This window comes from Paenibacillus ilasis (genome assembly GCF_043195395.1).
GTDB classification, from domain to species: domain Bacteria; phylum Bacillota; class Bacilli; order Paenibacillales; family Paenibacillaceae; genus Paenibacillus_AQ; species Paenibacillus_AQ lautus.
In genome coordinates this window covers 198869-216482 of the sequence record NZ_JBHDJG010000003.1, presented here as the reverse complement: position 1 = coordinate 216482, position 17614 = coordinate 198869, and the positions used below count along the sequence as shown (strand labels likewise).

Sequence of the window (17614 nt, the reverse complement as noted above, 5' to 3'; positions counted from 1 at the left end):
GCTTTGTTATTATTTTCCTCTACAATATGACGCATTGGCATGGAATAAAGTTTCAACTATAACATCGGCAATCCGAAAATATTTTTTAGTACCTGATCATAAATAAGGGAAGAAACAGCGAGTATTCGCCGTCTCTTCCCTAACTGATGTTGATCAATATTGTTTAATTGTGTCGGTGCCGCCTAGGATCGACCGGGTCACTGCATCATATATATTCGGCGGGTACTCGGCGATGCGGTGGCATAAGTAAAGGAACCATTCTTCACCATAAGTTAGATAAATTCGAGTAGGAAAGCCGTCATCTTTTAATTGTCTGGACAGGTCCGGACGTATGCCGTACAGCATTTCAATCTCGACAGCCGATTCGCGATACGTTTCGTTGCTTGTGATATGCCGCAGGATCGTTTCATCATGGGTGGCGACCGATACTTGCCTGCCTGCTTGAATGCATAAATCGACCAGTTGAATATACCTTGAAGTCAGGGCCTCGGAACGGGGAATATAGTCCCCCTCTTGTTCTTGATAGGCGCCTTTTACGATGCGGATCGTGCCGGAGCGGTAGGTAAGAATCCTTTCGAGATCTTCCAGGGTCCGGGGAAGCTGGGCTTGCAGCGTGATGCCGACATTCGTGAATCGGACCGATATTTTTCTGTGAAGTGCAAGGATGGCATCCGTTTTGGCCGATTCCTCCATGCTGATGACCAGCTCCAATCCAGCTTTCTCGGCTTCGCCAGCCAGCCCATGAAGATGCCGATATGCCAAATCCTCGTCTACCGATAATCCGATATGGGAAAGATCGAGCGAAACTCGGGTTCCCGGCCTGCCATTCGAACTGGCCTCAATTAACCGGGAGAACTCCAGGAAGGCCCGTGTACATTCCGTTTCGGTCAAGGTGTTCTCCCCGATATATTCCAGCGAAGTCCGGTAACCTTTTGTATTTAGTAAATCTCGGCATAACAAACCTTGTTCCAGCACGTCGCCTGTGACAAAACGCTGAGCTGCACGCAGCAGTATGGGGTACAATTCGGCGGATTGCTGGACATATTGTTTGAGTTGGATATGACGTGCGACAGACTTTAAAGCATCGGCAAAAGCCAGTTCCGATAATGAATCGTTCATGTTTAAAACACCTCGCATAATTTTGATCTTCCGTGATTCTATCAACGTTTAAGCGAGGCGGTCTTGTATAAAATTGCGGTTTGTTTACGATGACGCGGCTTTTGCATACCGAAGAGGCGTTGTGCCAACGCAGCCGGAAAAAGCTCTAGTGAAATGGCTTTGATCGTAAAACCCGGAATCCGAAGCAACGTCGGCGATGGCTTTTCCTTGTAGCAGCTGCTCTTTCGCGTAATTGATGCGCAATAAATTCTGGTAGGCGTGGGGTGCAAGATGATAGGTTTCCGCAAACAAACGGATCAGATGGAATTTGCTGATTCCGGAGATGTCCTGCAGAATATTTAGTGTAATGCGATCTTTGAAATGATCGTCCAAATACTGCTTCACTCGCAGAATAGCCGGGGATGTATGAACGTTGCCACTTGATGCCCAAGCGGCTTCCTCTTGAAGGAGGCCCGTCTCCCTCATTAATGCCATAAGCATGGACTCCACTTCCAGGGGAGTGGCATTTTGCTGAAGCAGTGTCCTGCAGGAACGGATCAGATGCCGGGACCGTTCGTTTTGATATTTCGGATGCAGGATGGGCATATGGGGTTGATGGGAATCATGATCCGAAGGGGTTTGACCAAGCCAACGGGGATGGATAAAAATCATCGTATACTTCCAGTCGGCGGGATTCACGGGATGGCAAGCGTGAGGGAGCAGCGGCGGAAAATAAACCATTTGCCCCTGTGCAGCCTCGAACCGTTTCCCAGCCGACCATATGCGGGTGGCTCCCTTTTCAATGAGGCCAATGGAAATTTCTTCGTGAAAATGCCTTTTATATGAAAGATTGTCTACAGTATCGCATCGTTTGATTTCGAGAAACGGTAGGTCATGGTCACGCAAAAAAATAATACCGGTCATTTCCGTCATTCCTTTCCTTCAACCATCCATAGATTCATTATAAGGAAGGCGTTATGTTTGTTCAAAGATCGCGTCTGCCTTTGTATATAACTTTACAGAAATATAACTGTACAGTAATATAATAAACATGTTGAACGATAACCTTTTTGAAGTATTGGCAGAACCGAACCGCAGGACGATATTGGACTACCTGCGCGTGAAAGAATGCACGGTGGGCGAGATGGTGGATCTCATGCAACTCAGTCAACCAGGCGTGTCCAAACATTTACGCATCTTGAGGGAGGCTGGTCTGGTCTCGCTGCGGAAAGAAGCACAAAGGCATGTGTACAGCCTGAATGCCAAGCCTCTGGAGGAGATCCACGACTGGCTGATGCCCTACCGGCAGTTCTGGACGAACAAGCTGGATCATCTGGAGAGGCAGCTGGATGAGGATGAAACTCCTTAAGCATCGTTTTGTAGTTTGATTTGGAAGATCCATTGAGTAAAACAATTCTAAGGAGTGGGAAAAATGCTGGCTGTTGTACAGCAAGACGAGTTTGGAACGACCGTTCGATTTGAACGCCGTCTGAAGCATTCGGTTGAGAAGGTATGGTCCTATCTGACGGATAACGACAAGCTGACGCAGTGGTTCTCGGAGCTTAAGGTGGAAGATTTGCGCCAAGGCGGGAGAATGACATTTGACATGCAGGACGGAACGTTCGAAGAATTTGAAATTACGGATTATCGAGAGTTATCGGTATTGGAATACACGTGGGGAGAGGACCGGGTGCGTTTTGAGCTGCATCCAGAGGCCGAAGGGTGTCGTCTTGTGCTGATCGAGACGATAACCAACATTACGGATCATACACCGAAGGATATTGCCGGTTGGGACGTATGTCTGGACGTCATTGAAGCACTGCTGGAGGGCAGGACGCTGGAATCGCGCAAGGATGCCTGGTCCGAAAAATACGAGCAATACGTGCAAGTATTTGAACACTTGCCCCGCGCATAACAATCTGCTTCGACCCAGTATGTAAACATGCCGGATCGGAGCTTTTTTATTGGAAGATGGATGAAATGCATCTATAATCGGGTTAGGGATATATTCCCATATGGAAACCGCTTGGGTGGAGGGGTTAAAATGCCGGATTACACGGTACACATCTTGCAGCTTAGGGAAGATAACTATCATAACGGGCTAAAACTGGGTCGCCGTCTGCGAAATCAACCGATATTAAAAGCATTCGAAGCGATCACCAAGTCGGAGATCGACACGGAACAATTGAAGAGCATTTATAATGAGTTTGCCCCGCAGCTGCTATCGGAGCTTGAAGGACTGGCGGAAGGCTTGGAAATGCCGCTTCCCAAAGCGGCGGCTCTCCTAGGGGGATACGACGTTCCGAAGATTGCGGCCATGGGCTGTTCGGCGATGATTACCCCTTCGTATTACGTAAGAAATTACGATTTTTCGCCTGCGTTTTACGATGGTTATTTTACTATGGCTCAAGCCGATCAAGGCTTAGCGAGCGCAGGCTATAATTTGCAGGCGCTGGGCCGGCACGACGGGGTAAATGAAAAAGGGCTCGCTGCCGGGCTGCATTTTGTTAGCTTTGACGGATACCAGACGGGTCTGTCACCATGGATCAGCGTTCGGATGATATTGGAATCATGTGCTACCGTAGAAGAAGCGTCTTACATGCTGCGCCATATACCCCATGCGGCTTGTTATAACTTTTCAATCGGGGATGCAGGGGGGAACACGGGCGTTGTGGAAGCAAGCCCGGATCAAGTGATCACCCGTGCTGGTGAGGAGGCGGCAATCGCCTGCGTTAACCATTATGAAGCGTTGACGGGTAAAAACAGGCCTTCCATCGAGCATTCCCTTCGGCGTAAACGTTACATCGATAGCCTGGATGCTGAACAGTTAACCCAAACCGAGGCTTTCGGTTTATTTAAGGAGCATAAGTCCCCGTTATTTTTTACGGATTACGACGATTTGTTCGGAACGCTGCATACCTTTTCGTACTCCTTCGAAGAAGGAAGAGTCATGACTTCGCTTGCTCAAGGCAGCGTGCTTGATTTCTCGTTCAGGGATTGGGCCCGGGGCCATGATATCCAGGAAGCGGCGTTGACAGGGCATATCGATTGAGGATGAACGGGGTATTTAAAGCCCGTAAAGCAGGGCTAACGATGGGCGTAGTCGCGTTATTGTTATGTATCATGCTGCCTGGCGCAGGGAAAGTCCATGAGGAAATAACGCTCCATAACGAGATCAATTCCCCTTTTTTGTACCGGATCATCATGTCATTTGGCATGTCCAAAGACGATGTTGACAGCCAATTCGGCAAACCGGACATCGTAAGAAAAGAACAGGATTATACGTATGAAATACGCGAAATGGCGGATGGCAGCAAACTGGTTTCGTTCTTTCATCCCCAAGGAGGTTATCTCCTGGATCAGTGGCGGCTTAGCCGCCTGCCGGAACGGAGCGAGTTTGAAGCATTGGTTCCAGGAGAAACGCATGCTCTTGACGTCAAACGGATTGACCCCTATTTTAAGCTTATGACCGATCAGACTCAAGAAACAGCAACAAGCGAACATCGTCTCCGGGATTCCGGATTAGCCACGATTCAATACAAGAAGTCGAGAGACAGATGGATCGTGGATTCGATCCAGTACATGGACCAGGACCCTTCGGGATTTGTATCCAAGTTGCGTGCGGAGGACCGGGCAGCCTTCTGGACTTCGTAAGCTGCTCGACAATTTGAATAAAACCATCAGTGAAGCGCTTCTTCCCAGATGAAGAAGTGCTTTTTTTGTGCTGCTTGGCTATTTCGAATTTGGAACATTCTGTGACATCGTCATCGCTGGGAATGCAACGTTTTCTTTAGCCGATTTGTTTATGCTACACTTGTTCACAGGACGATTTCGTTGAATGAACGTAAGAAAATAAGGAGTCTAACAACGGAGAATGCACAAATGCATGCGAGACATAGCCTCATGGCTACGACAGATGCCGAAGGGTATCCATATAAGCGGTGAACAGCCCTACGGCTATAGCGCAGGATAAGCCGCTTTGGGGCTACAAAAAGATTACAAACCGATTCAAGCCGAAATTGCAACCATGAGTTGGGAGTGGAGTAAACATGGCTTTTGTGAGCATGAAGGATGAATATAAGCGCTACCGGATGGGAGAGACCACCATTGTAGCCAATGATGGAATCAACCTGGAGATCGAACAAGGCGAGTTTGCGATCATTGTCGGTCCTAGCGGCGCAGGCAAATCCACGGTGCTGAATATATTGGGCGGCATGGATACCGCGGATGAGGGACAAGTGCTGGTGGATGGAACGGATATTGCCAGGTTTAACAGCAAGGAGTTGACCGGCTATCGGCGCAATGACGTCGGCTTTGTGTTTCAATTCTATAATCTGGTTCCCAATCTGACGACAAAAGAGAATGTGGAACTGGCTTCGCAGATTTCTCCCCGGGCTTTGGACGCGGAGCAAGTGTTGCGGGATGTCGGCCTGGGTAATCGTCTGAACAATTTTCCTGCACAGCTCTCCGGCGGGGAACAGCAGCGGGTAGCGATTGCCAGAGCGCTCGCCAAGCAGCCGAAGCTGCTTCTCTGCGATGAACCTACGGGTGCGCTTGATTACCATACGGGGAAACAGGTGCTGAAGCTGCTCCAAGACACCTGCCGCCATACCGGAACGACGGTTATCGTCATTACGCATAATTCTGCCCTGACGCCGATGGCGGATCGGGTCATTGAGATCAACAATGCCAAGGTTCGGAACACGGTTTTGAATCCGAACCCCGTTTCTGTGGACAACATCGAGTGGTAGGGAGATACATATCATGAAGAAAAGAGCGTTGTGGACTGATATTTTCCGGGAAATATCGCGGACAAAAGCGCGGTTTCTGTCCATTTTTGCCATCATTATGCTCGGCGTCGGTTTTTTTGCGGGGATCAAAGCCACAGGTCCTGATATGCTGGATACAGCGGATCATTACTATAGCGACTTAAAGCTGATGGATCTTAAGGTTCAGTCCACCTTGGGTCTCGAACAAAGCGATATAGAAAAGCTGAAGCAGGTTGCCGACGTGGATGTGGTCCAGCCCGGCTACAGCTCGGACGTTTTCCTCGGTGACAGCGGCCGGATCGCGAAGATACTCTCCTATGACCCAGGAAATAATCTGAATCAATATGTGCTCACAGAAGGCCGAATGCCGGAAGCCGCGGGTGAAATCGTCATCGACGCGGGAGACCGCGGAAACGAATTTAAACTGGGGGATCAGATTACCTTCACCAATCCGGACCACGGAGTCAACCTCAAGACAACATTTGATCACCTCACATACACGGTCGTGGGGAGGGCGAAGAGCCCGCTGTTCATCAGCAGCATGAGTCGGGGAACGAGCGGCATCGGCAAAGGGACGGCGGATGTGTTCGCCGTTATACCGGAGAAGGATTTTAAACTATCTGTATATACGGAAGCGTACCTGACCTTCCAAGACACCGCTGGATTAGCTCCTTATACGCCTGAGTATGACGAGAAGATCCAACGGCATAAGGAAGCGTTAGAACTGGCACTGGAGACTATGCCGCAGGAGCGGCTGGCAGAGATTCGTGCCAACGGTCAGAAGAAGCTGGATGAGGCCGTGGACAAGATCGAGGATGCCAAGAAACAGCTGGCCGATGCGGAGCAAGAGTTAATGGAAGCGAAGATCAAGCTGAATGAAGGCGAGCAATCCTACCGCGATGGCGTGAATAAACTTCAAACCGAACTGGCACAGGGACAAGCCAAGCTGGATTCCGCGGCAAAAAAACTTGCGCAAGGCAGAGCGGAGCTGAAGCGGAATCAGCAGCAGTTGGAGCAAGGACAGTCCCAGCTTAAGACGGGTCAAAGTCAACTGGATCAACAGAAGTCGGAGCTTGCGCCAAAGCTGGCACAAGGGCAGCAATTGGCGAAGGCACTGCAGCAAATCTCCGGTTTAGATCCGGAGAGCATACCGGAAGAGCAGAGGCAAGAGCTGCTCTCGGCAGCTCAGGCGGCAGATCCGAAACTAGGAGCAGCCACTGCGGGTTTCATGGAAGGCGCACTGGACGGCACGGCTCTGCAACAGGCTGCTTCTGCGTTCCAAAGCGGTATAAACGAAGCTTCGCTGCAGCTGGATAACGCTCAGCAGAAGCTGGATGCAAGCCGAGCAGAGCTGAAAGAAGGACGGGCCAAGCTTCGGGAAGCCGAGCGTCAGCTTGTGCAGGGGGAAGCTTCGTTGAAGCAAGGAACAGAAGAGCTTGCAACTGCCATACAGGCAGGGGAAGCCAAGCTCGCGGATGCCAAAGCGGAACTTATCCAAGGGCGGGAGGAATACCAGGAAGGTCTAAAGAAATTTAATGAAGAAAAAGTAAAGGCTGAGCGGGAGATCGCCGATGGCGAGAAGGAAGTGGCAGAGGGACAGAAGGAGCTGGATCAGCTTGAGCTGCCCAAAGTCTACGTCATGGACCGCAGCGTCAATCCAGGGTATACCGAGTACAGCGATAATGCCGACCGCTTATCTTCCATTGCAACGGCATTCCCGGTATTCTTTTTCCTGATCGCCGCCCTCGTCAGCCTGACAACGATGACCCGGATGGTCGAGGAGCAGCGGCTGCAGATCGGAACCTTGAAAGCCCTCGGATACAGCAACCGGGATGTGATGAAAAAATTCCTGGTCTATTCGACGCTGGCCAGTGTTGCGGCTTCGGCAGCCGGGCTGGCTATCGGCTTCACCTTGTTTCCCGCCATTATCTATGATGCTTACGGCGCTTTATATAATCTGCCGGATGTGAGAACCCGCTTTTATCTCAGCTACAGCATCATCTCGATTGTTGTGGCTGTGCTCTGTACGACCATGACGGCTTATGTGGCCACGCGGGTGGAGCTTCGAAGCAATGCTTCGGTCCTGATGCGTCCCAGGGCGCCCAAGAACGGATCGCGCATATGGCTGGAGCGGGTTCCTTGGGTGTGGAACCGGCTCGGCTTTATTGGAAAAGTAACCGCCCGCAATCTGTTCCGCTACAAGCAGCGGATGTTTATGACCGTCTGCGGCGTTGCCGGTTGCACGGCCCTGATTCTGACCGGTTTCGGTCTCAAGGATTCCATCGGGGATATCGCGCCGCTGCAATACGGAAAGATTATGCAGCATCAGGCGACGGTTGTATTTCAAGATGATAACGGCGATAGCGGCATGCTGGAGGATTATAACAAGCGCATTGCGGATACGCCGGAGATTACGGGGATTATGAATGTGACCCAAGAGGCAATGACTGCGGCCGCCCCAGGGGTGAACGCCCAGGATGTAAGTTTGTTCGTGCCCCGATCACCGAAGGAGATCGATTCGTTCATTGTCCTGAAATCCCGTGAGCAGGAGCAGAAGCTGTCACTGACGGATGACGGCGCGATCATTACCGAGAAGCTGGCCAAGCTGTTTGATCTCGAGATTGGCAGCACATTCACCGTTCAGAACAGCGACAATGAACCCTTTGAAATGCGCGTAGCCGGGATAACGGAGAACTACGCCATGCACTACGTCTATATGACGCCGGTATATTACGAAGAGATTTTTGATGCAGCGCCGGAAGTGAACAGCCAATTGCTGGCGTATGACCACAACGGTCACGATCCGGAGTGGGAGGACCGGCTTGGAGAATCGTTAACCGCAAGCGAACGGGTGGCGATGGTCAGCTTCACGAGCGGAGTAAGCGATGCCTTCAGTGATACGATGGACAGCATGAACGTCGTGGTCGTTGTCCTGATTATATCTGCTGCGGCACTTGCGTTTGTCGTGCTGTACAATCTGACGAATATTAACGTATCCGAGCGGATACGGGAGCTGTCAACGATCAAGGTGCTTGGCTTCTATGATAAAGAAGTAACCATGTACATTTATCGCGAAAATATGATTCTGACCGTGCTGGGGATCATAGCGGGCTGTCTGGGAGGCGTGTTCCTGCACCGGTTCGTGCTCCTGACCGCGGAAGTGGATGCGATGATGTTCAGTCCCACCATCCATGGAATCAGTTACGGCTATGCGGCACTGCTGACGCTGCTGTTCTCGGCCATTGTCATGACCTCCATGCATTACAAACTGAAGCGGATTGATATGATTGAAGCGCTGAAATCGGTAGAATAGCTATATGTTTCAACGAGAGAGCCCTATTCGAGAGGAGACGATCCTGAAGAGTAGGCTCTCTTTGTCATTTCCGTTGTACAGCTCCCGATACAGGCCAGAAGCTGCGGTTTGGAATGTGATTTCCCGTGATATTTTTTAATCAGCCGGTAAGTTCTAGGAGAAAATATATTATAATAGACATATCCAGCTCTTGTACGAACCAATATTGCTACTACATGAAGACCAGTGGGTAATTGATGTTTAGAACATGAAAAAGGTCTTCAGCCTCGGAGGAATGCATATGGGAATGGTCTTCTCGATTTTGAAAAAGTACCGCGTGGCAGCGATTGCGGCACTGGTCATGATGCTGATTGAGCTCACTGTCGAGCTGATTCAGCCGCTGCTCATCTCTAAAATCATTGATGACGGCATTCAGAAACAGGATTTGTCCGTCGTATGGATGTGGGGCGCCGTTTTAACTGGAAGCGCTATTATTGCCTTTATAGCCGGGATATCCAGCTCTTTTTTTGCGGCGCATACGAGTCAGGGACTCGGCTATGATCTGCGTGATCAGCTGTATGAAAAGGTGCAGTCCTTCTCCTATTCGATATTTAACCGGTTTGCTACCTCATCATTGATTACTAGACTTACGGGTGACGTCACCCAGATTCAGGATACGGTGTTCATGGGCTTGCGGTTTATGACGCGCGTTCCGCTAGTCGTGCTAGGAAGCATTATCATGGCATTGGTAGTGAATGTGAAGCTGGGCTTGCTGCTTGTCCTTACCGTGCCGTTATTGTTTATTTTTATCGCTTGGATTATGAAGCGGGCAGCGGATGCATTCCGCCATGTACAGCAGCGATTGGATGCGGTGAACGGCGTCATTCAGGAGAATTTGACCGGGATCCGGTTGATTCGCGTATTCGTTCGCATGGGTCACGAGATTGAGCGCTTTGGCCGTACCTCGGGCAAGCTGATGAGCACCACCGTCTCGACCTTGCGATTAACGGAGACAACGATGCCGTTTATTCTCCTCATCATGAATGCCGGGATCATGGCGGTCCTGTGGTTTGGCCGCAAAGACATCGCGTCCGGCAGTGCCAGCGTCGGCGAAGTGGTTGCCGTAGTCAATTATTCCCTGCGCTGTATTGGTGCCATGTCCGCCCTGTCCTGGGTTGTCGTTGCCTTCTCCCGGGGACGCGCTTCCGCCCAGCGGACGCAGGAGGTGCTAAAGACCGAAGAGGAGGCAGCAAGCGCGGGCAAGGATAAAAATAAAAAGGTTGACATTCAAGGGGGCGTGAAGTTCGAGCAAGTAAGCTTCAGTTACCCGGGCAGCGACATCGACGTGCTGACGGATATTTCCTTTGAAGCGAGGCCCGGAGAGCGGATCGCGATTATGGGAGCGACAGGTTCCGGCAAATCTTCGTTAGTACAGCTGATTCCACGGCTTTACGTGGAAGAGAAGGGGACAGTACGCATAGACGGAATGGATGCCGGATCGATTGATGAGGTGAATCTGCGCAGCAGCATCGGCTATGTGCCTCAGGAAGTGCTGCTCTTCTCCGGTACGGTCCGTGAGAACATTGCCTGGGGACGCGAGGATGCTTCCATGGAAGAAATTAAAGATGCGGCGCGAAGAGCCCAAATCCATGATACCATCGAGCATTTGCCTAACGGCTATGACACGATGCTGGGTCAGCGCGGGGTCAACTTATCCGGTGGACAGAAGCAGCGCTTGTCCATTGCAAGGGCGCTCGTGCGAAAGCCCGCCATCCTCATTCTGGACGACAGCACCAGTGCTCTTGACGTCCGAACGGAGGGCGCTCTGCTGGATGCCCTGAAGGATTTGTCCTGCACGACGTTTTTGATCACGCAGAAGATCAGCTCGACCACTTCGGCCGATTTGATTCTGCTGCTGGACGATGGGCGTTTGATAGGAAAAGGGAATCATGATGCTTTGATGGAAAGCTCCGCTCTGTATCGACGCATCTATGAATCCCAGTACGGAGAGGAGGCGCAGCAGCATGCTCAAGGCATTCACTGAACCGTTTCGTCACCCAAGACCGAAGCTCGATCTTGACAAGAACAAGGATAGCGGCGGCCGTGGCGGCAAGCCGAAAGCCAAGGCCAAAAACTGGTCGGGCACCCTCTCCAGAATATGGACTTATCTCGCCCGCCGCAAAGGGAAGCTCGCACTCGTGCTGCTGATGGTGATGATTAGCTCGGGCCTGGCGCTGCTCGGTCCCTATCTGCTCGGCGTCGGGGTGGACAGATTTCTGGATGATGTAAGAAATCCCGACAGCTCCATCGACTCGGCCTGGCTGTACTTTCTGGTTGGACTGGCCGTCGTCTATGTCCTTCAGGCCGTGACCACCTGGCTGCACAACGTCTGGATGATCGGCATCGCGCAAGAGACCGTGTACCGGATGCGGATGGATCTGTTCACGCATCTGCACCGGCTCCCGATTCCGTTCTACGGCAAGCGCCAGCAGGGCGAAATCATGAGCCGCCTGACGAATGATATCGAGAACGTGAGCTCAACGCTGAACAGCTCGGCTATCCAAATCTTCTCGAGCGTGCTGACCTTAATCGGCACGTTAACCGTCATGTTATGGCTTAGTCCGCTGCTTACGCTGCTGACGTTCCTGGTCGTGCCTCTAATGATGATGGGAATGCGCTGGATTACCCGGCGGACCGGTCCTTTGTTCAAAGAGCGGCAACGCAACCTTGGGGATCTGAACGGTTATATTGAAGAAACGCTGTCGGGGCAGCGGATTATTAAGGCTTTTTCCCAGGAGGAACGGGTGGTCCGCGAATTCGATGAGCGCAATCAACGGATTCGTCTGTCAGGCTTCTGGGCGCAGAGCATATCGGGCTTCATTCCGAAGCTGATGAACGGGCTCAATAATTTGAGCTTTGCGATCGTAGCGGGCATTGGCGGCATTATGGCGATCCAGGGACATATTACGATCGGCGTCATCATTATCTTCGAGAGTTATGCACGACAGTTTACGAGGCCGCTGAACGATCTGGCCAACCAGTGGAATACGCTGCTGTCTGCCATTGCGGGTGCGGAACGCGTATTCGAAGTGCTGGATGAAGAGGTTGAAGCGAAGGATGAAGGAGCCGCCGTCACGCTGAACAGCGTGGAGGGTGCTGTGAAGTTCGACAACGTCTCGTTTTCTTATGAGAAAGACGGGGACACGCTGGAAGGAATCAGCTTTGAAGCGAAACCCGGCGAGATGATTGCGCTGGTCGGTCCGACCGGTGCAGGGAAGACCACCTTAATTCAGCTGCTCTCCCGGTTTTACGATCCGGACAGTGGAAGCATTACCCTCGACGGGCGGGATATTTCTTCGATTCGCAGGGAGAGCCTTCGCTCACAGATGGCTTTCGTGCTGCAGGATTCCTTCCTCTTCCAGGGCACGATCCGTGAGAATATCCGCTTCGGACGGCTGGATGCCACCGATGAAGAAGTGGAAGAAGCCGCAAAACTGGCTAATGCCCACTCGTTCATCGTGCGGATGAAGGACGGTTACGACAAGCTGCTCAAGCCTGACGGCAGCGGCATTAGCCAAGGCCAGAAACAGCTGCTTGCGATCGCGAGGGCGATTCTGGCGAACCCTTCCATGCTGGTGCTGGATGAAGCGACAAGCAGCATCGATACCGTAACGGAAATCAAAATCCAGGAAGGATTGCAGCGGTTGATGAAAGGGCGGACGAGCTTCGTCATTGCCCACCGTCTAAACACGATCCGCTCGGCGGACCGCATCCTTGTGCTGAAGGATGGGCGCCTGCTGGAGCAAGGCTCCCATGATGAACTGCTGAAGCAGGGAGGATTCTATAGCGACTTGTATAACAGCCAGCTGAAACGGGCGGCTATGTAACATGTCATTGGAATAGGATTATGCATTAAAATAGAATCAAAACCACCGGAGAGGCTTGAAGAAGCCGATTGTTACTCCGGTGGTTTTTCTATTGATGTTGTTAACATTAGATTTTGTGTGACAACCTGTTGTTTACACCTCACTTCGAGCCTGTTGTTTGAACCTGCAGCTTACGCTGCCCTGCTCTGCCAAATTGCAGCATGAACAGCAGAAGAACTCCACCTTGTAAGGCACACAGGATGATATAAATGTTGCTGTAGGTGGAGGCTCCCTGGAACAAGTTCAGCGGATTCCAGGAGCTGCCGGTGCCGAGATCGACGGCTTTGCCGTATACCCCTGTCGCGATCGCGCCGGACAGGAAGTTAAGGAGAGAGAATAATCCCATGCCGACGCCGGTTTGCTCTTTGGGCAGCGACAAGGAAATCGTTTTGGAGAGTGAGATTTGCATAAACATTTGCCCAACATTGCCGAAGATCAGAAACAGTGCAATGAAGAATGGCGATATGCCCGCGAAGGTGGACAACAGGGCGAAACAGAGCAGAAGCAGGGTAGAAGCCATATAGAATAGATAACGGGTTCCCTTGGTATCCGCAAGCTTGCCGCCTCTACCGCCAAGCATGGCCGTAACGACGGCTCCCGGCACCATAACAAATCCGATCCATCCCGGAGCTAAACCGTTAATATCCGCCAACAGCTGCGGAGTCAGAAAGGGCAAGGCGTAACCGACACTCACGATGAATATGCCGAGCACAAGTCCGACCGAGTAGCTTTTGTTGCTGAATATACGAGGCTGAACAAAAGGTTCTTTAGCCGATCGAATGCGCAGGAGGAATAATAGGAACAGTATGAAGCTGCCTAAGCCATATATCCAGCCTCCCTGCGTCACCGCAAGGAGCAGCAGCGCGACCGTCCCTGCCAGAAGACCGCCGCCGAGCCAATCGATCCGTCCGCCCTGGCCTTGCTCATTGCCCAAATATTTACGGTACAGAGGCAAGGTGACGAGGATCAACAGCGGGATGCAGAAGAGCCATCTCCAGTGGAACACGCTGACGATCAAAGCCGAGACCACCGGTCCAATGGCGCTTCCGATAGCGAGTCCGGTTGCGGTTATGCCGAGCGCGCGGCCCCGGCTTTCCGCAGGGAAGTAACGGACCGGAATGATCATGGCGGTTGCCGGAATGACGGCAGCCCCCGCAGCCTGGAGGATCCGGCCCAGCAGGACCATCCAGTAGGTTTGTGCCGATAACCCTGTAATGGAACCGACAAAGAAGAGAAGCAAACCGAAAGTGAGCAGATTTTTGAGCTTATAGGTGTCAGCCAATTTTCCGTATATGACAGAGCCTATGGCATATATCAGCATGTAGACCGAAGATACCCAACTGACCTGGGCAAAGGAAAGCTGGAATTGCCTGCTGATTTCCGGAAGCACGATATTAAACATCGTTGCGCTCATCGATGAGAGAATCATCGTAAAAGCCAGAATGCGTATTAATTTTTCAGCCGATGGCGGTTGTTGCTGATGTTCGTTCATGATATTTCCCCCTTTCCTTTGGTTACGATTTATTCTACAATCGATAGTTAATAAATAAAAATATATATTATGACATGCATTCATATACTTTAGGTTATCAATAAAGGAGGAAGTTACCGTGGAACTGCTTCAGCTGCATTATTTTCAGACGGTGGCCAGAATGGAGCACATGACCAAAGCTGCAAAGGAGCTTCGAATCGCTCAGCCTGCGCTCAGCAAGACGATTGCTCGGCTGGAGGAAGATTTGGGCGTCCAGCTGTTTGATCGGCAGAATCGGCAAATCAAACTCAATTCTTTCGGGAGAGCTTTTTTGAAAAGCGTAGATACGGCATTATCGGCCATTGAGGAAGGCAAGAGAGAGGTGTCGGATCTGGCAGGGATGGAGCGGGGGAGCATTCGCGTTGCAACGACGGCGCTAAGCCGGTTGTCCAAGGCGCTGGGTGCCTTCCGCACACGGTATCCTGATGTGAATTTCCGCATTGTCCAGATTGCGCCCGACTCGATGATGGAGATGGTTCAAATGTTGGAAAACGGTGAGGTCGATCTATGCTTTACCGCAGCGGCATTGGACGAAGACAACATTCAGGAGATCCCGGTTCTCCAGGCCGAGGTGTTCCTGGCGGTGCCTCACGAACATCCATTGGCGGGACGGACCAGCATATCCCTTCAAGAAGTGGCGGGAGAAGCGTTCATCGAATACAAAGCAGGCCATCCCTTTCGAAAAATGAACGAGGAGTTCTGCCGATTGGCGGGAATTAACCGTGACGTCGTCTGTGAAGTGGATGAACCGGCAGCTTTGGGGAGTCTCGTATCGGCCGGACTTGGAGCCGCATTTGTACCCGGGTGCAAAGGGGACGAAAAGCCGCCCTACGCGATGGTGCGCATCGAGAAGCCTTCCTGTTACCGCACCTTTACCGTAGCTTGGCTGGAGCGGCGATATTTGTCCAGGGCCGCGAAGGAATTCCAGTCCTTCCTGATAGAGTATTTCGGCGAGTTTCAGGAGCCGATGAAGCATAGGGACGTGATCTGACAAGTCACGTCTTTTTCCTGTCCGGGCCCATCCCCTTTTACATAAGCCGAGCCTCCCATACATACAGATTTACGATAATTCCTTCACGCAGAAACTGATGACCTACAAGCTGAAGCCGGGATAGGTATCGATTCTTTCGAAGAGCCGGTTTCACTGGATTTTGACGCTGAGCAACAAAGCCATGATGATGTCTGAGAATTTCATTTCGCGACAACGAAGTCTTCAAACTCCTAGGCGGTTTGTTTCGAAACCGGCCCGGGTAGAGAAGACTTCTTTTTGTATGCCGGATGGCCCGCACGATTTACCTTCCGAAAAAATCCTTGCCTGAAATGGAACGTTCTGGTATGCTATTGTCCTTCTCTCATTTTCGCCTTGTCTGAAGTGGATGGGTCCGCCATCTAAAATGCTTATCGGAGGTGCTTCATGCTTTATTTCACACTGGCTTCCAAAGCCTATGCCCGCAATTTGCAGTACCGCGGCGCCCACATGGTGCACAATATCGCCAGCGCGATGTTCGGCTTCATGTATGCCTGTATCTGGATCGGTCTCGGTGCAGACTACGCGCTCGGAGAATACGGAACGCAGGGAATGGTCGGTTATATCGCCTTTACGCAAGCTGCGCTCTGGGTTTCCAGTTTCGTCACGAATGGCCTCGGCATTCCCCAAGCCGTGCGAACCGGCCATATCTCTCTGGATTTGATGCGCCCCGTTCACTTGTTCAGTCATTTGATGGCCAAGGAATGGGGGCAAATCGCCTACCAATTCGTTTACAAATCGATCCCGATCTACTTGGTGTATTACTTTGCCTTCTCGCTGAATGTACCCGGAAAAGCATCTACCTTCCTCTATGTTGCCATGGCGCTCGCAGGTGCCGCCTATTTATCGATCTGCATCAACTATCTCATCGGCGCATCCGCATTATGGACAACGGAATCGTCTTGGTTGTATTGGGGCAACCACGCGATGATCAATCTTCTTGCCGGCTTCTTTATTCCGATAGAATGGCTGCCGGGTTGGCTTCAGACGATGGCTTGGTGGTCGCCGTATCCTTATCTGCTCTATGTGCCGACCCGAATCTATCTGGGTTTTGATGACATTTCCTATCTATGGGGCACACTCCTATGGTGCGTGCTGCTCACGCTGGCCAGCCTGCTGGCTACAGGCTTCCTAAGACGGAAAGTGGAGGTGCAGGGAGGATGACCACAAGATCCTGGCTATCTCTGTACGCGCTGCTGATCCGCACCAGCATCAAAAGCCGCATGCAGTACAAATTCAATTTCATATTGGCTTCGTTTCTCGCCGCATTGATTCAAATTTCCGAATTTCTGATGGTTGCTATCGTGCTCTACAAGTTTGGGGCCATACAGGGATGGTCCATGCATGAAATCGGGTATTTGTTTGCCGTTATGACCTTATCGAAGACGCTCTACCGGACGTTTGCGGATGAAGTGCATCATCTTGAACACTACCTGGTTAACGGTGAGCTTGATCAACTGCTGACCCGTCCCATGCCGGTACTGCTGGCACTCATGCCGCAGAAATTCCGGATTATGCTGGGGGAAGTGCTGCAGGGCGGTTTTCTGCTCGGATGGTCGCTGCATGGCATGATGGCGGCAGGTCAGGTGGGATGGAGCGCGATACCGCAATCGCTGTACATTATCGTCACGGGGGCGGTCATCCTGTTCTCGATCGGCCTCGCGACGGCAACGTTCGGTTTTTGGACGACCCGGATCACCGAGCTTCAAAACATTACGGAGGACGCGGCCCGGACGGCAGCCCAGTACCCGCTCACGCTCTATCCCAAATGGATGTCATCGATCCTGCTGATCGTGGTCCCGGTCGGTTTAGTCAATTACATCCCGTCATTATACATACTGCGGGGCGAGCTCGGAGCCTGGGTGCTGCCTGCATTGGCTGGAGCGGCTCTGTTATGCCTTTTCTTAAGTCTGAAATTCTGGCAATTTGGTTTAACCAAGTATCAAAGTACAGGGAGCTAAAGGAGGAACG

14 protein-coding genes are annotated in these 17614 nt (G+C 51.5%); 11 read left to right on the top strand and 3 right to left on the bottom strand.

The features are described 5' to 3' along the window. Nucleotides 1–153 precede the first annotated feature (153 nt). Nucleotides 154–1119 carry a proline dehydrogenase family protein gene (locus ACETK5_RS25245; protein WP_100540667.1) on the bottom strand — a complete coding sequence of 322 codons (966 nt, stop codon included), beginning with the start codon at nt 1117–1119 and terminating at the stop codon, nt 154–156. Nucleotides 1120–1203: 84 nt separating this feature from the next. Next, nucleotides 1204–2022 carry an AraC family ligand binding domain-containing protein gene (locus ACETK5_RS25240; RefSeq protein WP_394058541.1) on the bottom strand — a complete coding sequence of 273 codons (819 nt, stop codon included), beginning with the start codon at nt 2020–2022 and terminating at the stop codon, nt 1204–1206. A gap of 127 nt (nt 2023–2149) precedes the next feature. Here ACETK5_RS25240 and ACETK5_RS25235 point away from each other — a divergent pair, with 127 nt between their 5' ends. The 8 genes from ACETK5_RS25235 (at nt 2150) to ACETK5_RS25200 (ending at nt 13046) form a co-directional block, all read left to right on the top strand. Further along, nucleotides 2150–2467, top strand: a complete 318-nt coding sequence (locus tag ACETK5_RS25235; RefSeq protein ID WP_394058539.1) for an ArsR/SmtB family transcription factor — start codon at nt 2150–2152, stop codon at nt 2465–2467. A 63-nt stretch (nt 2468–2530) separates the two neighbouring features. Further along, nucleotides 2531–3013, top strand: coding sequence for an SRPBCC family protein (locus tag ACETK5_RS25230; RefSeq protein ID WP_326115463.1), 483 nt, complete (start codon nt 2531–2533; stop codon nt 3011–3013). Nucleotides 3014–3142: 129 nt separating this feature from the next. After that, nucleotides 3143–4150 carry a C45 family autoproteolytic acyltransferase/hydolase gene (locus ACETK5_RS25225; RefSeq protein ID WP_394058537.1) on the top strand — a complete coding sequence of 336 codons (1008 nt, stop codon included), beginning with the start codon at nt 3143–3145 and terminating at the stop codon, nt 4148–4150. Between the two features lie 2 nt (nt 4151–4152). Then, the gene (locus ACETK5_RS25220; protein ID WP_243390954.1) at nt 4153–4752 is read left to right on the top strand and encodes a hypothetical protein; all 600 of its coding nucleotides are present in this window, start codon (nt 4153–4155) and stop codon (nt 4750–4752) included. Nucleotides 4753–5147: 395 nt separating this feature from the next. Then, nucleotides 5148–5849, top strand: a complete 702-nt coding sequence (locus ACETK5_RS25215; RefSeq protein ID WP_326115459.1) for an ABC transporter ATP-binding protein — start codon at nt 5148–5150, stop codon at nt 5847–5849. 13 nt (nt 5850–5862) lie between these two features. Further along, complete coding sequence (locus ACETK5_RS25210; RefSeq protein WP_394058534.1) at nt 5863–9180, top strand: FtsX-like permease family protein; 3318 nt, start codon at nt 5863–5865, stop codon at nt 9178–9180. 280 nt (nt 9181–9460) lie between these two features. After that, nucleotides 9461–11203 carry an ABC transporter ATP-binding protein gene (locus tag ACETK5_RS25205; RefSeq protein ID WP_394058532.1) on the top strand — a complete coding sequence of 581 codons (1743 nt, stop codon included), beginning with the start codon at nt 9461–9463 and terminating at the stop codon, nt 11201–11203. Continuing rightward, nucleotides 11184–13046, top strand: a complete 1863-nt coding sequence (locus ACETK5_RS25200) for an ABC transporter ATP-binding protein (RefSeq protein WP_394058530.1) — start codon at nt 11184–11186, stop codon at nt 13044–13046. The genes ACETK5_RS25205 and ACETK5_RS25200 overlap by 20 nt, the downstream gene beginning before the upstream one ends. 139 nt (nt 13047–13185) lie before the next feature. Here ACETK5_RS25200 and ACETK5_RS25195 read toward each other — a convergent pair whose 3' ends face one another. Further along, nucleotides 13186–14577 (bottom strand): MFS transporter, encoded by a 1392-nt coding sequence (locus tag ACETK5_RS25195; protein ID WP_394058528.1) that lies wholly within the window; start codon nt 14575–14577, stop codon nt 13186–13188. A 118-nt stretch (nt 14578–14695) separates the two neighbouring features. Here ACETK5_RS25195 and ACETK5_RS25190 point away from each other — a divergent pair, with 118 nt between their 5' ends. The 3 genes from ACETK5_RS25190 to ACETK5_RS25180 all read left to right on the top strand — a co-directional run bounded on the left by ACETK5_RS25190 (nt 14696) and on the right by ACETK5_RS25180 (nt 17604). After that, entirely contained in the window at nt 14696–15607 is a 912-nt protein-coding gene (locus ACETK5_RS25190) for a LysR family transcriptional regulator (RefSeq protein ID WP_394058526.1), read from the top strand. Between the two features lie 423 nt (nt 15608–16030). Further along, nucleotides 16031–16807, top strand: coding sequence for an ABC transporter permease (locus ACETK5_RS25185; protein ID WP_100540677.1), 777 nt, complete (start codon nt 16031–16033; stop codon nt 16805–16807). Further along, nucleotides 16804–17604: an ABC transporter permease gene (locus ACETK5_RS25180; RefSeq protein WP_100540678.1), complete on the top strand. Its 801-nt coding sequence runs from the start codon at nt 16804–16806 to the stop codon at nt 17602–17604. Before ACETK5_RS25185 ends, ACETK5_RS25180 begins: the two co-directional genes overlap by 4 nt. Nucleotides 17605–17614 lie beyond the last annotated feature (10 nt).